This is a genomic window from Brevibacillus sp. NPDC003359, assembly GCF_042878995.1.
GTDB lineage: Bacteria > Bacillota > Bacilli > Brevibacillales > Brevibacillaceae > Brevibacillus.
The window spans coordinates 358,515-376,385 of the sequence record NZ_JBIAOR010000003.1 but is presented as its reverse complement, the minus strand read 5'-3'; the positions used below and the strand labels follow the sequence as shown (position 1 = coordinate 376,385).

At 49.9% G+C, this 17,871-nt stretch carries 17 protein-coding genes; all 17 read right to left on the bottom strand.

Annotated elements, in window-relative coordinates; genetic code table 11:
• Positions 1–59: 59 nt before the first annotated feature.
• The 17 genes from lepB to ACFYU8_RS13400 all read right to left on the bottom strand — a co-directional run bounded on the left by lepB (position 60) and on the right by ACFYU8_RS13400 (position 17,870).
• Positions 60–617 (bottom strand): signal peptidase I, encoded by a 558-nt coding sequence (lepB, locus tag ACFYU8_RS13480; protein WP_390299522.1) that lies wholly within the window; start codon positions 615–617, stop codon positions 60–62.
• 101 nt (positions 618–718) lie between these two features.
• Positions 719–2,500: a sigma-54-dependent Fis family transcriptional regulator gene (locus tag ACFYU8_RS13475; protein WP_390299519.1), complete on the bottom strand. Its 1,782-nt coding sequence runs from the start codon at positions 2,498–2,500 to the stop codon at positions 719–721.
• 75 nt (positions 2,501–2,575) lie between these two features.
• The gene (locus ACFYU8_RS13470) at positions 2,576–3,736 is read right to left on the bottom strand and encodes an ArgE/DapE family deacylase (protein WP_390299516.1); all 1,161 of its coding nucleotides are present in this window, start codon (positions 3,734–3,736) and stop codon (positions 2,576–2,578) included.
• A complete protein-coding gene (dpaL, locus tag ACFYU8_RS13465; protein WP_390299513.1) occupies positions 3,733–4,977 on the bottom strand; it encodes a diaminopropionate ammonia-lyase in 1,245 nt (414 codons plus the stop codon). The genes ACFYU8_RS13470 and dpaL overlap by 4 nt, the downstream gene beginning before the upstream one ends.
• A 438-nt stretch (positions 4,978–5,415) precedes the next feature.
• Positions 5,416–5,829: a VOC family protein gene (locus ACFYU8_RS13460; RefSeq protein ID WP_390299510.1), complete on the bottom strand. Its 414-nt coding sequence runs from the start codon at positions 5,827–5,829 to the stop codon at positions 5,416–5,418.
• Between the two features lie 78 nt (positions 5,830–5,907).
• Positions 5,908–6,660, bottom strand: coding sequence for a sigma factor (locus ACFYU8_RS13455; protein WP_390299507.1), 753 nt, complete (start codon positions 6,658–6,660; stop codon positions 5,908–5,910).
• Positions 6,661–6,795: 135 nt separating this feature from the next.
• Positions 6,796–7,662, bottom strand: coding sequence for a putative RNA methyltransferase (locus tag ACFYU8_RS13450; RefSeq protein ID WP_390299504.1), 867 nt, complete (start codon positions 7,660–7,662; stop codon positions 6,796–6,798).
• A gap of 320 nt (positions 7,663–7,982) precedes the next feature.
• A complete protein-coding gene (locus ACFYU8_RS13445) occupies positions 7,983–8,942 on the bottom strand; it encodes an ATP-grasp domain-containing protein (protein WP_390299501.1) in 960 nt (319 codons plus the stop codon).
• Complete coding sequence (locus ACFYU8_RS13440; RefSeq protein ID WP_390299498.1) at positions 8,943–10,214, bottom strand: type III PLP-dependent enzyme domain-containing protein; 1,272 nt, start codon at positions 10,212–10,214, stop codon at positions 8,943–8,945.
• Positions 10,207–11,379: a DegT/DnrJ/EryC1/StrS family aminotransferase gene (locus ACFYU8_RS13435; RefSeq protein WP_390299495.1), complete on the bottom strand. Its 1,173-nt coding sequence runs from the start codon at positions 11,377–11,379 to the stop codon at positions 10,207–10,209. The genes ACFYU8_RS13440 and ACFYU8_RS13435 overlap by 8 nt, the downstream gene beginning before the upstream one ends.
• Positions 11,380–11,381: 2 nt before the next feature.
• Entirely contained in the window at positions 11,382–12,407 is a 1,026-nt protein-coding gene (locus tag ACFYU8_RS13430; protein ID WP_390299491.1) for a GNAT family N-acetyltransferase, read from the bottom strand.
• The gene (locus tag ACFYU8_RS13425) at positions 12,376–13,023 is read right to left on the bottom strand and encodes a sugar transferase (RefSeq protein ID WP_390299488.1); all 648 of its coding nucleotides are present in this window, start codon (positions 13,021–13,023) and stop codon (positions 12,376–12,378) included. The genes ACFYU8_RS13430 and ACFYU8_RS13425 overlap by 32 nt, the downstream gene beginning before the upstream one ends.
• The gene (locus ACFYU8_RS13420) at positions 13,007–14,017 is read right to left on the bottom strand and encodes a polysaccharide deacetylase family protein (protein WP_390299485.1); all 1,011 of its coding nucleotides are present in this window, start codon (positions 14,015–14,017) and stop codon (positions 13,007–13,009) included. The genes ACFYU8_RS13425 and ACFYU8_RS13420 overlap by 17 nt, the downstream gene beginning before the upstream one ends.
• Positions 13,984–15,210, bottom strand: coding sequence for a glycosyltransferase family 4 protein (locus ACFYU8_RS13415; protein WP_390299483.1), 1,227 nt, complete (start codon positions 15,208–15,210; stop codon positions 13,984–13,986). Before ACFYU8_RS13415 ends, ACFYU8_RS13420 begins: the two co-directional genes overlap by 34 nt.
• Positions 15,179–16,381: a ligase gene (locus ACFYU8_RS13410; RefSeq protein ID WP_390299480.1), complete on the bottom strand. Its 1,203-nt coding sequence runs from the start codon at positions 16,379–16,381 to the stop codon at positions 15,179–15,181. Before ACFYU8_RS13410 ends, ACFYU8_RS13415 begins: the two co-directional genes overlap by 32 nt.
• A complete protein-coding gene (locus ACFYU8_RS13405) occupies positions 16,382–17,098 on the bottom strand; it encodes a phosphocholine cytidylyltransferase family protein (protein ID WP_390299477.1) in 717 nt (238 codons plus the stop codon). It lies immediately after the preceding gene.
• Positions 17,043–17,870 carry a CDP-alcohol phosphatidyltransferase family protein gene (locus ACFYU8_RS13400; protein ID WP_390299473.1) on the bottom strand — a complete coding sequence of 276 codons (828 nt, stop codon included), beginning with the start codon at positions 17,868–17,870 and terminating at the stop codon, positions 17,043–17,045. The genes ACFYU8_RS13405 and ACFYU8_RS13400 overlap by 56 nt, the downstream gene beginning before the upstream one ends.
• Position 17,871: the final 1 nt, after the last annotated feature.

Genomic DNA, 17,871 nt, shown 5'->3' with positions numbered 1-17,871 from the left:
ATCTTCCTCTATGAAACAAAGGTTGCCCATAAATGGACAACCTTTTCTCCTTCACGTTCTTACTTCTTGAGAGGATTTTCGATCATAGTTCCCATCACATGATCCAGCGGAATAAAGCCAATTTCGCGGGAATCCGTGCTGTGATTCCGGTTATCTCCCATGACATAAACATGGTTGGCTGGAACGGTAATTTTCCCGTTCGCTACATAATCCATCGTTTCTTTGATGTATGGTTCGTTTAATGCCTCACCGTTTCGATATACCTTGTTGTCTTTGAACTCTAGTACGTCGCCTGGTCTTCCGATGACCCGCTTGACATACATTGTGTGATCATCGCCTTGACTTGTGACCAATGACACCAAGGGATGCCCCACGATATCGTCCATCAATGTACGGTCTCGCTCTACCCGACTATCGATGACGACAATCTCGCCGTAATCTGGCAAATAAGAAAACGTGTGTGATAGTTTAGACACATATATGCGCTGTTCATCTTGTAAGGTAGGGTCCATGGAATGCCCATCAACCTTGAACGGTTGAAATACAAAGATTCCGAGGACAAGAGCAAAAACGACAGCAAAGGTTATCGATCGAATCCATCCCAATACTTCTCTCATTTTCTTTCGGCACTCCTTCCTTTTACCATTCTCTCTTCCTATATCGAAACTATCATACCACATTATCTGTGCAATCCCAAAAAATCGGCCAGAAGCAAAGATCAGGTGAGACCGTACTCGCGCAGTTTGCGAAACAGCGTTGCCCGACTTATCCCTAACAGTGCAGCAGCTTCTTCTTTTCGTCCGTTTCTATCCCGGATTTGCTGCATCGCGGTATCGATTGCTGCTCGTTCCAGTTCTTTCAGCGTAAGTCCTTGCTTTTGCCAGTCGAATGACCCCTGGCTTTCTTTAACGACATGCGGGGGAGATTCACGCAGCATTCCCGTTCGAATGGGCAAGCTCGAAGGCTGGACCCAAGTGGTTGCTTCCATATTGACGGCGTACTCGATGACATTCTCCAGCTCGCGAACATTTCCTCTCCAGTCGTGATGAAACAGGACGTTTTGCGTCTCTTGGGAAAAGCCGTGCAACTTCTTCCCTACCCGATTCGCATGCGCCGAAAGGATATCATTCGCCAAAGGCAGTATATCCTCTCTACGTTCTCGCAGCGAGGGCAAGTGGATGGGAATCACATGCAATCGATAGTACAGGTCCAACCGAAACAACCCCTCGTCTACCCGCTCCTGCAAATCCAGATGGGTCGCTGCTACGATCCTTGCCGCTAAGGGTATGGGCTTGCCGTTACCTCCGATTCGGTACAGTTCCTTTTCTTGCAACACGCGCAGCAGCTTGCTCTGCAAATGTATGGGCATATCCCCGATTTCATCGAGAAACAGCGTGCCTTTTCCTGCGACCTCAAACAAGCCCGGCTTTCCACCTTTTCGCGCTCCTGTAAATGAACCTTCCTCGTAACCGAACAACTCGCTTTCCATCAAATGCTCGGGGATTGCTGCGCAATTAATCGAGAGGAACGTCTCGTCTCGTCGCGGACTTGCCTGATGAATGGCTCTGGCAAAGAGCTCCTTTCCGGTTCCACTTTCACCTTGGAGCAGAACAGTCGAATCACTGGCTGCCACACGTCTTGCCACTTCCTTTGCCTGTACAATCGCAGGACTGTTTCCACCGATCATTCGAAAAGGGTCCGGCTCGGAGTATCCACTCACTTGCCTTGCGATTTGCACGACTTCCTGTACATCATCTAGCGTAATCACCCATTCTCTGATCGTTCCTGCCAGTAGAATGGGCTTGATAGCAAACAAAAATGTCTTGTCTTCCTGCCCGATTGACAAAACGACCTGCTTTGGCGCAGACTGCGCGGCATCTGCCCGGCGAATCGCAATCATCCATTCTACCGTTTGACTGTCATCGTGATCGAGCCGCAAATATTGACGGGCTCGCTGGTTCGCCTGAATAATCCGATTGTCTTGATCAACGAGAAACATGGCTTTGTCCATTTCATCCATGACAACACGTAGCTTTTCTACCGTATGTAACTGCTCGACGTACAAGTAGTGCTCTTTTAGCTTAATGGCGATCAGCTCGGCCATTTTTTGCAAATACGTCAAAATCGCATCCACATCCGCAAACAACCGCTCGCGCTGCTCCTCATCGAAAGCGAGTAGGCCGATCACACCAATATTTTCATTGTCTAATTGAATCGGGCAACAAATCTCTCCCGTCTCCGCGCAATTTCCATAATGCATACAGGGACGACACCGCTCATCTTGCCCCGGATGCATGATCACAACAGGATGCCCAGCGAGCAATGACTCCCGGTATATATGGTCCTCTCCTGCCATCGTCCGCAAAACGCCTGCCTCAGTCTTCCCCGTCCCTGCGATCCGCAAAAACTGACTGTCCGCAATCTCTACCTCTACGCGCAGAACGGATGCAACTGCCGAAGCAATCTGTTGGACACTTTCTTGAATTTCTTGCAAGGGCATCTGGCTTCCACTCCCCGTCAATCTCTTGCCTACATTATAGCGCATCACAGGAGAAGCCAGCCCCTATGCAGTTTTTTACCTGCAAAAATCGCAAATCGTCTCCACCAAGATGGCACTCATGTCTACCAAGCTATCCACCTCTACATATTCGACTGCCGCATGCAGACCGGCTCCCACTGGTCCAAACAAGACAGTAGGGATGCCCGCTTCCTGCAATAATGCGGCATCCGTCCAACCCGAGAACCCGCATACTTCCGGTATTTTTCCCATCACGCTCTTACACGCTGCCTGAAGGGCTATAAAAACAGGTTCATCCAGCCCGATTTCAAACGGCTCCCGCAAAAATGACAGCTCGGCGCTTGCTTGGAACGTCTCATCTTCATCGCGCAGCTTCTGTAGGAATGCTTCTATTTCATTTGCCACATCAGCCTCTGTCTCGCCCGGCAATGTCCTTCTCTCCCAGTCGATGCAGCAATAGTCTGGATAAGTGGACAGCTCTGTTCCACCCTGAATGAGCGAAGCATGGACAGATGCTGCACCGAGAATCGGATGTACCGTACCTTGAGCTAATTTTTCTGAGAGACGCTCCAGCTCTTGCAGGACCCTGCCCGCCCGAACGATTGCATCAATCCCTTCTGCTGGACGACTTCCGTGAGCTGCCTTGCCCAGCACCTCGCATTTGACCCAGGCAAATCCTCTGTGAACGACGCCAATCGCCAGATCGGAAGGCTCACAGCATATCGCCGCATCTGCTTTGTACGCCTTTACTAACTCCTCTGTGCCGATGCTTTTATACTCCTCGTCAGCGACAAAAGTCAAAATGACATCTCCTGCCAAAGGAACCTTTGCTTGTGCGATCGCCTCTCCTGCGGCTATCATCGCCCCCAGACTGCCTTTCATGTCCTGACTGCCTCTGCCGTAAATTTTGTTGTCCACAAGGGTAGGCTCAAACGGCGGAATCTCCATGCGCTTGGCGCTTACCGTATCCATATGTCCGTTTAGCATCAACGATTTGCCGCCGCCTGTTCCCCGGAGTATCCCGACGACATTGACCGCTGTGTCGTTAATAGGCGTGACATGAACCTCCAGTCCAACCGCCTCCAAACGATCTCGAATAAAAGCGGCGATCGCTTTCTCGCCCGGTCCATCCTCATCAAGGTACGGGTTCACCGAATCAATGCGAATCAAATCCTGCACCAGCGTAATTAATTCGTCTCGATTGATCGTCACGTTCATTTTGTCATCTCCTCCTCTTCTCGACATGCGCCTTCCCAGATGATGCGTCTGTAGATATCCCGATCCGTATCACCCTCCGTACTAAAACACAGGACAATGGAATTTTCATTCATGCCGATCTGCTCACGCTGTTGATGGAACATCCGGTTGCTCATCAAGGAAGCGAGAAGCCCTACCCCGACAGCTCCACTTTCCCCGCTCACAATGGAAGGGTCGTCTTCAGTCGGTGTCGCAAGTATGCGCATGCCGTTTGCCGCCACGTAATCGGCACAGCTAACGAAAAAGTCTGCATGCTCCTGCAAGATCTCCCATGCCAGCGGATTCGGCTCGCCACATGCCAGACCTGCCATGATGGTTCCAAGCTCTCCCGTAGCTGTATGTGGTTGTCCGTCGTTCTCTTCTGCTGAGAGGACCATGCAATTGGCGCTATGCGGCTCGACGATCACGGTCGTTACGTTTTTGTTTGCTGACGCTGCAACGAAATGTCCCAAGACTGCGGCGGCCATGGAACCAACACCTGCCTGCAAGAACAGATGCGTCGGCTGTTTGGAGTCGATGAGGGCTGATAGTTGTTCCATAGCCTCTGCTGCCATCGTCGTATAGCCTTGCATGATCCAGGTAGGAATGGTCGTGTAGCCTTCCCATGCCGTATCTTGAATCACCTGCCAACCACGTTCCTTGGCCATTTGTTCAGAGAGACGCACGGCTTCATCGTAGTTTCCCTGGATGACGTGGGCTTGTGCGCCAGCTTCCCGTATCGCATCTACCCTTTGCTGGGCGGAGCCTTTGGGCAAATAAACAACGGCATGTTGTCTAAGCGCCTTAGCAGCCCATGCAACTGCCCGTCCGTGATTGCCATCTGTTGCGGTAACGAAGGTGACTTCTCCGATTCGCTCTCTCATCTCTTGAGAGCACAGTGTTTCAAAGGTCATCTCTTCTGTCGATTTCCCCAACTTCTCGCACAAGAAACGAGCCATGGCGTAAGAGGCTCCCAGAACCTTGAAGGCATTGAGGCCGAATCGCTTGGACTCATCTTTTACAAGCACCTGTGCTACTCCCAGCTCACGTGCTAATGCAGGCAACGTAACAAGGGGTGTTGGCTCGTAGTTTGTGAGAGATTGGTGAAAAGCTTTGGCAAAACGGGTTTCTTTTGCGGTCAAATAGGTAGGAATGCGAGAACTCTTGCTATTTTTTCTTTTATTTTTCACGACGTAGATTGGTGGTCGTTTACGTTTATCCATCAGCTGGGTTCCTCCTCGGGTGGTTTCTTCCTTTTTGATAGAGCAAGGATCGTGCCAACGGTGTGAGGCTTTGATGGCTTATGATTTCGGTAGTAATCGTATCAGAATGAGATTTGAGTGTATCATTTTGATACTTTCGTCTTAATTTGAGATGCGTTATTCCAGCTGCTGTGGTGGGAGGAAACAGGAGAAAACGATCCAGCTTCGCGGTGATTCGCGGTGATTCGCGGGTAAAAGAAACGCAACGTGCCCATGCGGCGTAGCGGCTACCACTTTTGCGTTTCCCCGCGAATCGCTGCGGAGCGGACAGTCTCCACATCCTAGCAGGACGTAACCTGGAGCGTAGACTGGAAATATTCTTCTCTCCACTGCGGCCCCGTATATAAGAACAACCACCTGCAAAACCCTCGCAGATGGCATCTTTTGAATAGGAAAACTCTATGCGTTTCTCTCTTCATCCTCAGCAGAAGGCCATCCACCCCATAGGTGGTTTAAATGCCCATCTGGATCACGAAATCTAAAGCTGTAGCCTCCGCCTCGCTTATACGTCATTTCACTTACTTCGATTCCTTTGCTTTTCAGCTCCTCATAAACCTCATGGATCTGATCTACCTGCAAGGAGATGATCGGCTGGGCTCGTCCTTCCATATCGGTAAAGTCCAATCGCGGAACCTCCGGACAACGAATGAGCCCTAGACCTACTCCGCCTACGTTCAACCAAGCCTCATTGTCTCCAGGTGAAAATTCGAAAGTAAACGGAATGCCGAGCACATCGCGATACCACTTTACGGATACCTCCAAGTTTTTTACAGGCAGCTGTACAACCGCAAAATTACGCACATGGATACTCATTTGTGTTCGCTCCTTTATTTCAAATATGTACGTCCACCCTCTTGAACGAAAGAAAAGAACAAAAAGAAACGGGTATCTCTACCATTTCTGAAAAAAATGCAACAAATGTCCATCCGGGTCACGAACAGCAAAGAAAAGGCGATCGCCTGTCACCGAAACCTTTTCCACGCTCACGCCCTGTTCGGCGAGGCGCAGGTACGTTTCACAAATCGCATAGGCATCCCCCTCACGAAAGGCAGCCAAAAATTGCTCGAACCCTTCTTTTGATATAAACCCGGAAGAATCACGACGACCAACTTTGTCGAATTTCATTTTGCTGGAGTGGCTTTCATCCTGCCTGGACTGCTCAGCCAACACGAACAAGCGATGACGAGCTCTCTTCACACCTTCTTTCACAGCCCCTATTGTCGTATACAACAATGTGGCTGTTTCTGGCGCCGTAAATGAAAAAATGTCCATCAGGAGAATCAGCACCATCTGTCTTGGATTTAAGCGATTTGCTAATTGTTCAAATGCCTCCCTCAGTACAAACCCATCAGGCACAACTGATTTTTGCAAATGTACGGCTTCATCAAATTCAGTAACCTGTTCTTGCCCATTCCATTTCCGGCATTGATCGATCCAAGCATTCGTGGCAATTTTCCTCAAAAAAACCTTGGTCAGTTCTCTGTCTGGATCCTTCTGCAAGGAACGATACACCTTCGTCAATGTTTCTTGCAGGAGATCCTGCGCATCCCACTCGTTTTTCGCAAGGTACATGCAATGCTTTTTAATATCCGCAAGAAAAGGCTTGATACGCAAAAAGGAAGTCTCATCTTGATCTGTCCCCATACTCCCCCTCCAAAACTCTTCTGACTATTCACACTTATTTTCGGAAAAATAAGGAACGCTGTCAAACAAAGACAATGTAAACATAAGAAAACGACCGTCCAGAACGGATTTTTCCCGCTCAGGACAGTCGCTTTTTTATTTCCTGCCAATTAACACAACCAAGTCTATTGTCACGTCCACTCCTGCCAAGTCAGACACCCTCTCCAACTGCTCTTGGGCCGCCCCCCATGCTAACGGGGTCATTTGGAGCAGGGAAGAAAGACTTCTTTTATCCAATCGGAACTGATACTGAACTCTTTCCTTGCCGATTAGCTGGAAGCTGGCTTGGAAGTGGTCGATCGTACGATGATTCGTATATTGTGTTTTCGGTGTCTCTTGATACAAGACTTCTCGTAGCTCTCGCAAATAATTGGCCGCTGGAATGACTTTGATCATGCGTCCATCATCAGCCAGTAGTCTATGAAACTCATCCGTATTGGATGGAGATAACAGGTTTAAAATGTAATGGAACTGTCTGTCGGCAAACGGCGCCTTCGTCAAATCGCCGACGCACCAAACTACTTCTGGATCGCTCTTCGCCGCAAGCATAACTCCCTCTTTGGCGAGATCGACACCCACTCCGATAAAGGGGATTTGGCTGGTTTGCATCACTCTCTGCCGAACCTGCGTCAGATGATTGCCTTCTCCACATCCTGCATCCAGTACGTACATCTGGTTTTCCTCGGGCTCTGTCGTATGCAGGATGACCTCGCTCAACACGTCATACAATGGATCAAAAAAACCTTGCTCCCCTATCGCCCTTCTCGCTGCGAACATTTGCTTGTCATACTTTGTTTTGTAGGTTCGCGCAGCCAAGTGAACGTAGCCGTGCTTCGATAAATCAAAGCAGTGATGATTGTTGCATACCAAGCTGGTCGCAGGTACGTTATGCATAGCCGCCTGGCAGATTGGACAACGAAAAATCTCCGCATGCAAGGAGATAGAGATAGCAGTAGAAATCACAAAAAGCACCCCATTCATTCGTATTTCGGTGAATGAAAAAGGCACAATCAAATAAACCCCAAACATTTTCAAAAAATGCGGGATTACGTTGATCTGCACCTCACATTACCGATTACGAACGAACTGGATCATAACCATAACAAGTAACACTCCTGACCTTCAATCAAGTGAGCGACTATAATGGACGCTCAACCATGATTGTAGCACAGTAGAGAAATGTACTGGTACAAACAATATGTTGGTGCCGGAATGCAGGGAGAGGGCAGGAACTCCGTTTTGCTTCCTGCCCATGCCCAGTTCATGAATGCCAATGGTTGCGTTCACTCCAGCAGCATGACCTCATCATATTTCATCATGATGCTTCCTTCCTTGTACTCCCCCACTTTTGGTACATTCACCAGACCTTTTACGTTGTGGAGAAGCGCACGCACGATGTTCACTCCACTTTCGTGAGCATGCGGATATCCGCCGCCAAAACGAGGATTGATCTCCGACACAACGTACTGATCTCCCACCAAAAAACAATCGATGTCAATTGGCCCACGCGGCTCTAGGACGCGAATGAGTTCCTTCGCTAATGATAGCAAGCGCGGATCTTTTACCGCGAGGGAGCGATCCGTCTCCCCTGCCCTCATACGCAGCTTTTTTCGGATGAAAAGTGTCACCAGCTCCCCCGAGATCAGATCCACATAGCCATCCACTCCGTACTCCTCTGCCTGTAAGAAAGGTTGAATGACGACCTCCTCCGTGTTTTCCATGAGTACGGTCCAATCTTGATCTTTCTCCACACGTGTGATACCCAAACTGGCACTTCCATACCGCGGCTTGACGATCAATGGATATGTAATCTGTCCTGCCAAAATCGCGACTTGTACCTCATCCATTTTGGTATAGGTAGGAATCGCGGGAATCTGGTGCGCGGACAAAAAGTCATACGTTTCCATCTTATCCAAGCACATCTCGATTACATCCCGGCTGGACACGATCACTTCGATCCCCTGCATGTAGAAACGCTCTGCATGCGTAGCCAACAGGGTCAGCTCAGGGTCTATTAGGGAAAGGATTGCCTTGATCTCGTATCGTTGGCAGATTTGCAGCAGGGCATCGAGATAGCCAGGATCATCGATACGCGGCACCTGCTCGTGATGATGGGCAGCGTATAGAGCCGGGGCCGTCGGATCGCAGTCGACTGCTATGATTTTTCCAGTGTCACCCCATTCGCGTACAAAATAGCGGAGCAGCTTGACTCGTCTGCCTACACTGGTCACAAGTACGTTCATTCAGTTCACTACCCCCTGCTTGTCAACGTGAAAACGATAAACCGATTCGGGAATGAATTGGTGGAGCGTCTCTTTGCCCCTGACAATGACTGCTTCATTTCCGTCGATGGCGAGAACCGGTGGCCTCTCCCGAATAAACGGTGGATTAAAGACGAGCGTATACGCCCCTACGTGTCCGAAGACAAAATAATCCCCGATATCAGGCAAAGGCCCCATGTAGCCTTGGAGCAGGTAATCTTTTTCCATGCACGTATACCCGACGACATGATAGCTCGCTTCGGGGACTGGCTTGCGGTTGCACACAAGTCGTGCTGGCAAAAGGTGCGTGTGCATCGTCGGCTTGACATTGTGAATGCTCCCATCCACGAGAACAAACCGCTCTCCTCTGTTTTCTTTTACATCGATGACTTGGCAAACGAAATCAAGGGCATCTGCCACGAGTGAAATACCCGGTTCCAGAATCAGCAACGGAGCATGATCCAGCTCTGCCAGCTCCTCCTTCACGACTGAAGTAATCGCTTCAGCGTACTCCTCAAAGGTTGGAGCAGCTGTCATCCCAAACGAGGTCGGGAGCTCGCCATAGAATCCGCCTCCAATATCGATAAAAGCAAGCCGCTCTCCCAAATGCTCTTTCCCCAAGCGGCATAGATGGCGCGTAATTTGGCGATACACACCGACACTGCGATTGGTGGAAAAGTGCCCATGCAGCCCGACTACGTGTACATTCGTGGCGACAGCCAACTGGCTCAGGGCTTTTTCCAAATTGCCGTTTTCGACGCAAAAACCAAATCGGCTGACCTCGTACCCATTTTGCAGAGGACTCACTCCACCCCTAGCCAAATCCACATTAATCCGTAGCCCAATCCGAACCGTCTGCTCTGGAAACTGCTTGGCATAGGCCACAACCCACGGTATTTCCGAAAAGGAATCCAGATTGATCAGGCTCCCCTGCTGCAGGGCAAGGTGAATGTCCGCTTCCGTTTTGAGCGGGCCGTTAAAAATGATAGAAGCAGGATCGACTCCAAGCTTTTGTGCCAATTCGTACTCCAGTCGAGAAACGACCTCTGCATACGCCCCTAACTGGTGCAACTTTTGGCATAAAAACGGCAAGTAATTGGTCTTATACGAATACGCGACGGCGACATGCTCGTAGCGTCGAGAAAAAGCCCGTTGGAAACGACGATAGTTCTCGGCGAGCTTCACTGTGTCCAACACGTAAAAAGAAGACGAGCAGAGACTACGCCATTTTTCTAGCTGCTCATAACTATACATGGCGCACCCCCCGTTCCTGGTTCAGGAGGCAGTTCGTGATAACATCGATGACTCGCTCTTGTTGTTCAACGGTCAAGCTGGAACCGGACGGCAAGCAAACACCATGCGCAAATAACCGATCTGACACACACTCATCTGGCTGGTGCGGATAGTATTGGCACTGTGCGAACAACGGTTGAAGATGCATCGGCTTCCACACGGGACGGGCTTCGATATTTTCTTTGCCCAATGCATCGATCAATTGTGCAGCAGAGAGTGCTGTGTCCGCTGAATTCAGTGTCATCACCGTCAGCCATCGTGTGGATCGCCCTGTTGCCGGCTCTGGCATGAACGAAATACCAGGCAATTGTCCGAGAGCTTGTTCATAACGCTTGTAAATCGCTCGCCTTGTATGGATCCTCTCCTCCAAGACGCGCAGCTGCCCCCGACCTATTGCCGCCAGTATGTTGCTCAACCGATAGTTATAGCCCATCTCTTCATGCTGGTAATGCCTAGCTGGCTCCTTCGCCTGCGTCGCCCAAAAGCGCGCTTTTTCGAGCGCCTCAACGTCATCGGAGACGAGCATTCCGCCACCTGAGGTCGTCATGATTTTATTGCCATTAAATGAAAATGTCCCAACATGACCAAAGACACCGCTCATTCTCCCCTTGTATACAGCCCCTAACGATTCTGCTGCATCTTCCACCACGCGCACTCCATACTGCTCACAAAGCGCAATCAACGGCCCCATATCTGCACTCTGCCCATATAAATTGACGATGACGACCGCCTTGGGCAACTTGTCCGCTTCCGCTGCTTCCCGCAAGGCTCGCTCTAATGCCTGCGGCGACATATTCCATGTACCTTCCTCGGAATCAATAAATACCGGAGTTGCTCCCAGGTACAGAATGGGATTGGCACTGGCAACAAAGGTGAGGGTGGAGCAGAACACGGTATCACCTGGAGCGACACCCGCTAACCTAAGTCCGAGATGGATAGCAGCCGTACCAGAGGAAACCGCCAGTGCAGCTTTTACGCCCACATATTGGGCGATCTCTCGCTCAAAAGCATCGACGTGTTCCCCCAACGGAGCGATCCAATTGGAGGCAAAGGCGTCTGCCACCAAGTCCCGCTCATCCTCTCCCATATGTGGCGGTGATAAAAAGATCCGCTGCTGTGCACTCATTTCTACGTCCCCCCATTGCGATAGGCAGGAAAAAAATCTTGCTCGCCAGCCTGATCGACCTGTAGTTTTTGGCACAAAGCCAAATACGCTTCCTCATCGTGAACCTTTTTGCCCATCCAGTAAGGAAAATGATTGCCATTTGCAAACGAGGACTTGAAACGGAACAAGCCATCTCCGTCCAGATTTCCTCCTCCAAGGAGAAGCAGGTCTGCTCCATCCAGCTTTGCCTGCTGGATCATGGCGTCGAAGAGGAGGTGGTTGACGCCAAGCGTCATGTCTTCCGTATGAGATGCCCCTAGCTGATAATGGGCGAATTGAATTCCACTGAGCAAAAGCACCCCCGCCACCGGCCGATCCTCATGCATGGCGAGCAGAAGCCGCGGCTTGCACAACGCTGTTTTTTTCATGAGTCCCACAAAAAATTCCGGTGCATAGTAGTAGTTCGCCTCGGCTTGATTGCGGTCCATCGTCTCTTTATGCAGCTGGATAAAAGAATGAAGCCAATCGGTTCCGCCCAACTTTACCGAGACGTCGTTTGCCGCGGCCTTCCTCATATTTCGTCCGATGTTTTGCGTATAGTGGGCGCGAATGTATGCGAGTGTAGGGCGCAAATCGACCGCCGTTACCATCCTCACCAGATCCAGTCGCATTTGACCCGCGAACAGCTCCGCATTTCTCAGCAACGGATGAAAGCGGACCGTTTCCGTCAGATAGTTTTTGTACCGACAGTAGACGTGGAATTGCTCCTGGAACAATCGAGCAGCCGTCTGCCCCCCCACGACGAATGGCCCTCCGTATCCAATCGAAACCAAATCGGCATAGCCGGGAATCAATCCATCCAGACGCCTGACCAAATACGGGTAGAAAACCTCGTTCTCCCCACTCTTGAAAAAAACAGCTTCTGGTGTGCCCTGCTCCATTTTGGCGTACAGCTGTACGTATTCTTTCGCGTAGGTCACGTCCAAATGAACAAAGCGTCGCAAATATTCGGTCCAATCATCCTGTTCCGAAAGTACGATCAGGCTCACATGCTACCCTCCCAGCGCGCTCTGTGTTTTCACTCCCTCTGAAGTCTTCTACCGTGACGCTGCCCTGCTGATTTATGCCTGTCGATTGAAAAACGCGCTTGATCGTCAGACCGATAATCCGCATATCCAGAACAAAGCTGCCATTTTCTACATACCAGACGTCCAGCTCGAACTTTTGCTCCCAGTCAATCGCATTTCTCCCGTTGACCTGCGCCCAGCCTGTAATCCCAGGCTTCACGTCGTGTCGCTTCAACTGCCGTGGCGTGTACAGAGGCAGATACTCCATTAGTAGCGGTCTCGGCCCTACGAGGCTCATTTCACCACGAAGTACATTCCATAATTGCGGCAGTTCATCCAAGCTATACTTGCGCAACAGCGTGCCGAATGATCCCAGTCGCTGCTCGTCAGAGAGAAGCTCTCCAGTCTCATCGCGCTCATTGGTCATCGTGCGAAATTTGTAGATAAAAAAAGGTTTTCCGTGCAAACCTGGTCGCTCTTGTACAAACAAAACCGGAGACCCCAGCTTCCAGCGGATGAGCAGACTCACTAGTAAAATCAGTGGGGACAGCATGATAAGCATCAGGAAGGAGACGCAACGATCAAACAAGGACTTCATGCCGCACCTCCTGTTGATTCCACTTCGCTGCCGCTTCCTCCATGCTGAGGCTTTGCATGCCGTACCTCTCACGTAACAAGGAGTAATGCTTGAGTATTTCCTCCAAAAAGGACAAATTCTCTTCGATGTGATCTCCAAAATTCTCCGGATGCCACCACAGATGGTACAAACGATTGTGCTCCGCCGTATGAGTCAGATCTCTTTTGATTCTTTTCAAGCGCCATTTTTCCAGCCGTTGCAGCCCTGGATGATAAGGGCGCAAAAACCGGCTGGATGGAACATCAACCATTCCCTCCGGACTTCGCCGCAAGGTTTCATAGTTGTTATGACCGGATAGATTCACATACGCATCCATCAGTCGCATGGCTCGTTTGAACAATGTCTCTTCGGCAGCCCCTCTTGTGTGGTACATCCAAGATTGCTCGTTTCCGCGATAGGAGCGAAACCCCTTTTTCTTGCACAACGATAAATAGGCAGACTGCACCTGATTTCGCGGAAAAACGATGCTGGAAGGAGAGTACCCTTTTTTGCGAGTCACTCTTTGAAAAGAATCAAGATCAGCAGCAAAAGCTTCGGGGGTCTGGCCCGGCTCTAGACAATAATAGTGGGAAAGAGTGTGACTTCCGATGAATTGATGCGGGTAAGAGGAGATCAGCTTGATCAAGGAAGGAGCAAAGTGATACGGATCGACCTGCTCATGCTCTCCTATCGCCTCTGCGTCTATATAAGGATAAGGTGACAGCTTTCCATCGGAATACGCTGGGAGATGCCGTGGGATGACCCCTGATAGCTCCATGCGCGACTCGCAAAACAAAAAACCGACAGTAGCCCAAGTGACGTGCATCTCATACTTGGCAAACAGCTCCAAAAGTGCGGGGATCACTTGACGAACACCTAACAAATTTTGCTCATATGACTGAATGGTTCTCTTGTCTCGGACGCCCCAGTAAAGTTCAAAGTCTAGGGAAATGACGAATGCTCCCGTCTTGTCCAATCTTCTCCGCTGCCTCCTTTCTCCTGCCCTCTTTCTTCTCGCTGACCAGTCAGTTGGGCAAAAAGCGCCGCCTGCTTCGTAAGGACAGTTCTTTCATCGAAGTGCTCAAGCGCGATACTACGGCTGTTCTGTCCGAATGCTTCTCTGAGTCTGGCATCGACTACGAGCCTTTTTAATGCTGTATACAATGGACCCACCTGTTTCGGTTCTACTAAAAATCCGTTTATACCGTCCCTGACTTCTTCCCGACATCCACGAATATTCGTGGCGACGATCGGTTTCGCCATAGCCATCGCCTCGATGATAGAACGAGGCAGCCCTTCGCGATGAGAGGGAAGAACAAATATATCGCTGGCGGCCATCAGCTCAGGGATGTCATTGCGAAATCCAGTCAGAATGATTTGCGGATGCTGTCGGCAAAGCTCCACGAAGTCTTGACCTCTTTGATCGCGTTCACTGGAAGGCACGTCTCCCACCAACAATAGGCGCAGGCGTGGAAATTCACCCGCCAGCTTGCGAAAGGCTTCCAACAGTTCAAAAATTCCTTTTTCCGAAACCATTCGTCCTACATAGGTGATCACCACATGATTATCACGCAACCCCAGTGAGGCCTTGATAGACTGGATCTCTTCTCTCGTTACGTGTCGCGGGTGAAAGCGTTCTGTGAGATCAACGCCGTTGCCAATGTGCATAATCCGCTCCGCCTGAGAGGAGAAACCATCCTTCACACTTAACTCGTAATCTTCTTGACTCTGAAGCAAAAGATAATCAGTCATATGCCGGGCAAACCATTTTTCCAACGTGTAGTACATCTGATACGCTCTTTTGCTCATGCCCTCATGAAAGAAGTAGCCATGCGCTGTGTAGATGACATGCGGCACTCCTGCCAGCCGTGCTGCCACGCGCCCGAGAACAGCGGCAATCGGCGTATGGACATGCACGACATCATACCTCTCCCTTTTCATCAGCCGATACAATGCCCAAATCGTCACCAAATTGGAAATTGGGTCGATCTTTCGCTTAATCGAGATGTTTCTGAGCGTCAATCCCTTTGCTGCTAGCACATCAAAGCGCCCCGTATCCGAGCATGCGGTATGCACCTCATAGCCTTCACCCATCAGCTTTTCGATCAGGGGAAACAGCAAGCTTTCTACAGAGCGGTCAATTGCGCATACTTGCAAGATTTTTTTCATGCAGATCACCGCCATTTTTGATCTGACGCGTATTTATTTCGGCTGTCACGAAATACAGCGCGAGCATGATCCAGAAAAACGTTTCGCGAATCCCGTTATGAGTGAGTCCGTACAAAATTTGGAAGACAATAGGATACCAAGCAACCAATCGATGACCGCGCACCGCCCCATAGATCACGAGACTAAACAGCACCGTGCCCATTACACCGTAGGAGAAGAACAGGTTGGCTAAGGTAGAATGGAGTTCCAATGAAATGCTACTGTTAAATCGCTCGTACATCCCTTCCCCTGCTCCGAACAAAATGTACTCCGGATGGTTGGCAATCCGGTCATAGCCCCGCGCTGCCAAATTGTCGTCCGAATCTTCCCCGAGAGATACCATCCTCTCTTCGATTTGTGTGTAAATAGATGCATCGCTCAGCACATTTTCGTTGGTGTACAAATAAATGAAGAAGACTGTGAAGGACGAGACGAGCACACAGAGCAGATTCAACCAAAACAAGCCCGTTCGTTCTTTTATGGAGAGGAGCAAAAAAACGAGGTACATCCCTACGGCACTAATGATCGCTGCTTTCGACAAGGACGCTGCAATGATGCTGAACGCCGTGCCGATCGCAATAAAGAGAGGAATGGTCTTCACGGATACGAATCGCGCACACAGCAGACATATTCCCATGCACAAAAGCCCAAAATAGCCGAGCTGGTTCGGATTGTTGAAGAACAAAGATTGCCTGAACTCGTCGCTATCCGGTGACAGTCCTGACACGAGAATGAATGCCTGAATGAGTAAGGAAGTGGACGTTGCCAGGAAGACCCATTTCACGTACTCTCGTGGGTTGCGCCTGAACAAAATAACCAGTGCAAACATCACGGCTCCGTTGTACAAATACCACTTGGTCGAGCTGAATACATCCATTTCTCCGCCGAGCGCAATCGCCCATATGCCATTCACCAGCATAATGTCGTACAAAAACAGAAAGGTAACGAAGAGAAAAAGTCCGAGTCTGCGGTTGACCCGCCCCAGGCGAAACAGGAAGCTGTAAGCCATCAAGATGAGCATAATAAAATCGGCGATTTGCGGATTGCCACTGGGGAAGAAGTAGAAGGGCTTGAGCACCACATAGAGCAAAAGCAGGATCTTGTCTGGTGAGAGCTTCTCGTGGATCATCATTTACCTGTGCGCCAGATGATTGGTGAATTGCAGGATTCGCTGATAATCTTCCCACGTATCAACCTCTGCCCAAAACAATCCCGGTGGTATTTGTGCGACATACACTTTCCTTTCACCCAAAAAAGAATAGAGGACATTTTCCCACCACAAATCATACTGCTTCTCCTGAATCAACCTTTGTAATCGACTTAAAAATATCGGCAGAAAGCTCTCTTGAAGTTTGGCAATGCCTACGTATTCGCCAGTTGTCTCCTCCAGAGGAAGCTCCTTTCCATGACAGAGCAGCAGTCCGTTTTCATAGCCGAAGTTGTAATCTCCCTCATAGCGTCGTGCTGGATCAGCAAACATGACGGGACTTGTGGTCTCTTGCAAAACGACTTCCAGCACCTTCGATTCAAAGTAAACGTCAGCGTTCAACAGCAAGCAGTCGCTTCCTTGCAAAAACTCGCGGGCGAACCAGAGGGACACCATACTATTCGTCCGATCATAAAAAGGATTGTGATAAAAACGAATAGGTTCATCTCTGAGTAGCTCGGTAATCACGTTGGCTTGATAGCCGACCACCATCGCGATCTCTTCAATTCCTTGGCACTTTAGCTCAGCTATTGTATGTTCGATGAGCGCTTGGTTTCCGATATCCACTGTACACTTGGGAATTCCGTCAATTTGCCCGTTGATTCGTGACCCGAGACCTGCTGCCATGAGCAGTGCCTTCATCCGACTCCCCTCCTTCTTTCAGAGATGGCATGACGTATTTGATGTTCAACTTCAGCTTGTACATCGATCTGGCCAGTCCGACGAACAGGTGGTAGAAGGTCCATAGGAGCAAAAATAGCATCTGACCGCTGACTGCCCACAGAAGCGCAGTAATCAGCACCCCCAACTGATAACCCGTTTGGGTAAGAAAAAGGAAGACAAAACCATCAATCCATTTGCTGCGCTTTCTCATAGAGACCGTTTCTTGAGAGATTTTCCCCTGACTGAATACGAGATCAGAGCCATTGGTCGCCAAAATCTCTGCAAAAATAGTGAACAAGATCAAATAGAGCAGCCACGGATCCAGCATTGCGTGATGATTCGTGATGCCGTATATCACCCCGAATGACACCAGATAGAGTGCATAGTTGAGCCCGATGTCCAGCCATTCTCCTCCCTTACTCTTCTGGTTGCGCATTCGGGCTACTTCCCCGTCGACGCAATCTGCCAAGTAGCACACCTGACAGAAGAAGCAGCCGAGCAAAAAAGATGCCGCCGTTCCGTACATAAATGCTGCGGCGCCAAGGAGTCCGGCGACAATCCCCCCCATTGTAATCGCGTTGGGGGATATTTGTGTTTTTCGGGTCAGCAATAAGCTCACGTAGATGGAGATGCGACGTGTAAAGTAGTACGACCAAAATTCCTCCCTGCTCCACGGCTTCTGCACCTGCACACGGCAATGGCGTGTTTCTTCACTATCCCAAAACATAGACGGATACAGCTCATCCTTCACG

What these genes read in the sequence shown, in the direction of transcription:
- lepB (WP_390299522.1), bottom strand. Translation starts at nt 617, where the DNA reads ATGAGAGAAGTATTGGGATGGATTCGATCGATAACCTTTGCTGTCGTT.
- ACFYU8_RS13475 (WP_390299519.1), bottom strand. Translation starts at nt 2,500, where the DNA reads ATGCCCTTGCAAGAAATTCAAGAAAGTGTCCAACAGATTGCTTCGGCA.
- ACFYU8_RS13460 (WP_390299510.1), bottom strand. Translation starts at nt 5,829, where the DNA reads ATGAGTATCCATGTGCGTAATTTTGCGGTTGTACAGCTGCCTGTAAAA.
- ACFYU8_RS13435 (WP_390299495.1), bottom strand. Translation starts at nt 11,379, where the DNA reads ATGAGTGCACAGCAGCGGATCTTTTTATCACCGCCACATATGGGAGAG.
- dpaL (WP_390299513.1), bottom strand. Translation starts at nt 4,977, where the DNA reads ATGGATAAACGTAAACGACCACCAATCTACGTCGTGAAAAATAAAAGA.
- ACFYU8_RS13410 (WP_390299480.1), bottom strand. Translation starts at nt 16,381, where the DNA reads ATGATGATCCACGAGAAGCTCTCACCAGACAAGATCCTGCTTTTGCTC.
- ACFYU8_RS13405 (WP_390299477.1), bottom strand. Translation starts at nt 17,098, where the DNA reads ATGAAGGCACTGCTCATGGCAGCAGGTCTCGGGTCACGAATCAACGGG.
- ACFYU8_RS13445 (WP_390299501.1), bottom strand. Translation starts at nt 8,942, where the DNA reads ATGAACGTACTTGTGACCAGTGTAGGCAGACGAGTCAAGCTGCTCCGC.
- ACFYU8_RS13415 (WP_390299483.1), bottom strand. Translation starts at nt 15,210, where the DNA reads ATGAAAAAAATCTTGCAAGTATGCGCAATTGACCGCTCTGTAGAAAGC.
- ACFYU8_RS13440 (WP_390299498.1), bottom strand. Translation starts at nt 10,214, where the DNA reads ATGTATAGTTATGAGCAGCTAGAAAAATGGCGTAGTCTCTGCTCGTCT.
- ACFYU8_RS13455 (WP_390299507.1), bottom strand. Translation starts at nt 6,660, where the DNA reads ATGGGGACAGATCAAGATGAGACTTCCTTTTTGCGTATCAAGCCTTTT.
- ACFYU8_RS13470 (WP_390299516.1), bottom strand. Translation starts at nt 3,736, where the DNA reads ATGAACGTGACGATCAATCGAGACGAATTAATTACGCTGGTGCAGGAT.
- ACFYU8_RS13425 (WP_390299488.1), bottom strand. Translation starts at nt 13,023, where the DNA reads ATGAAGTCCTTGTTTGATCGTTGCGTCTCCTTCCTGATGCTTATCATG.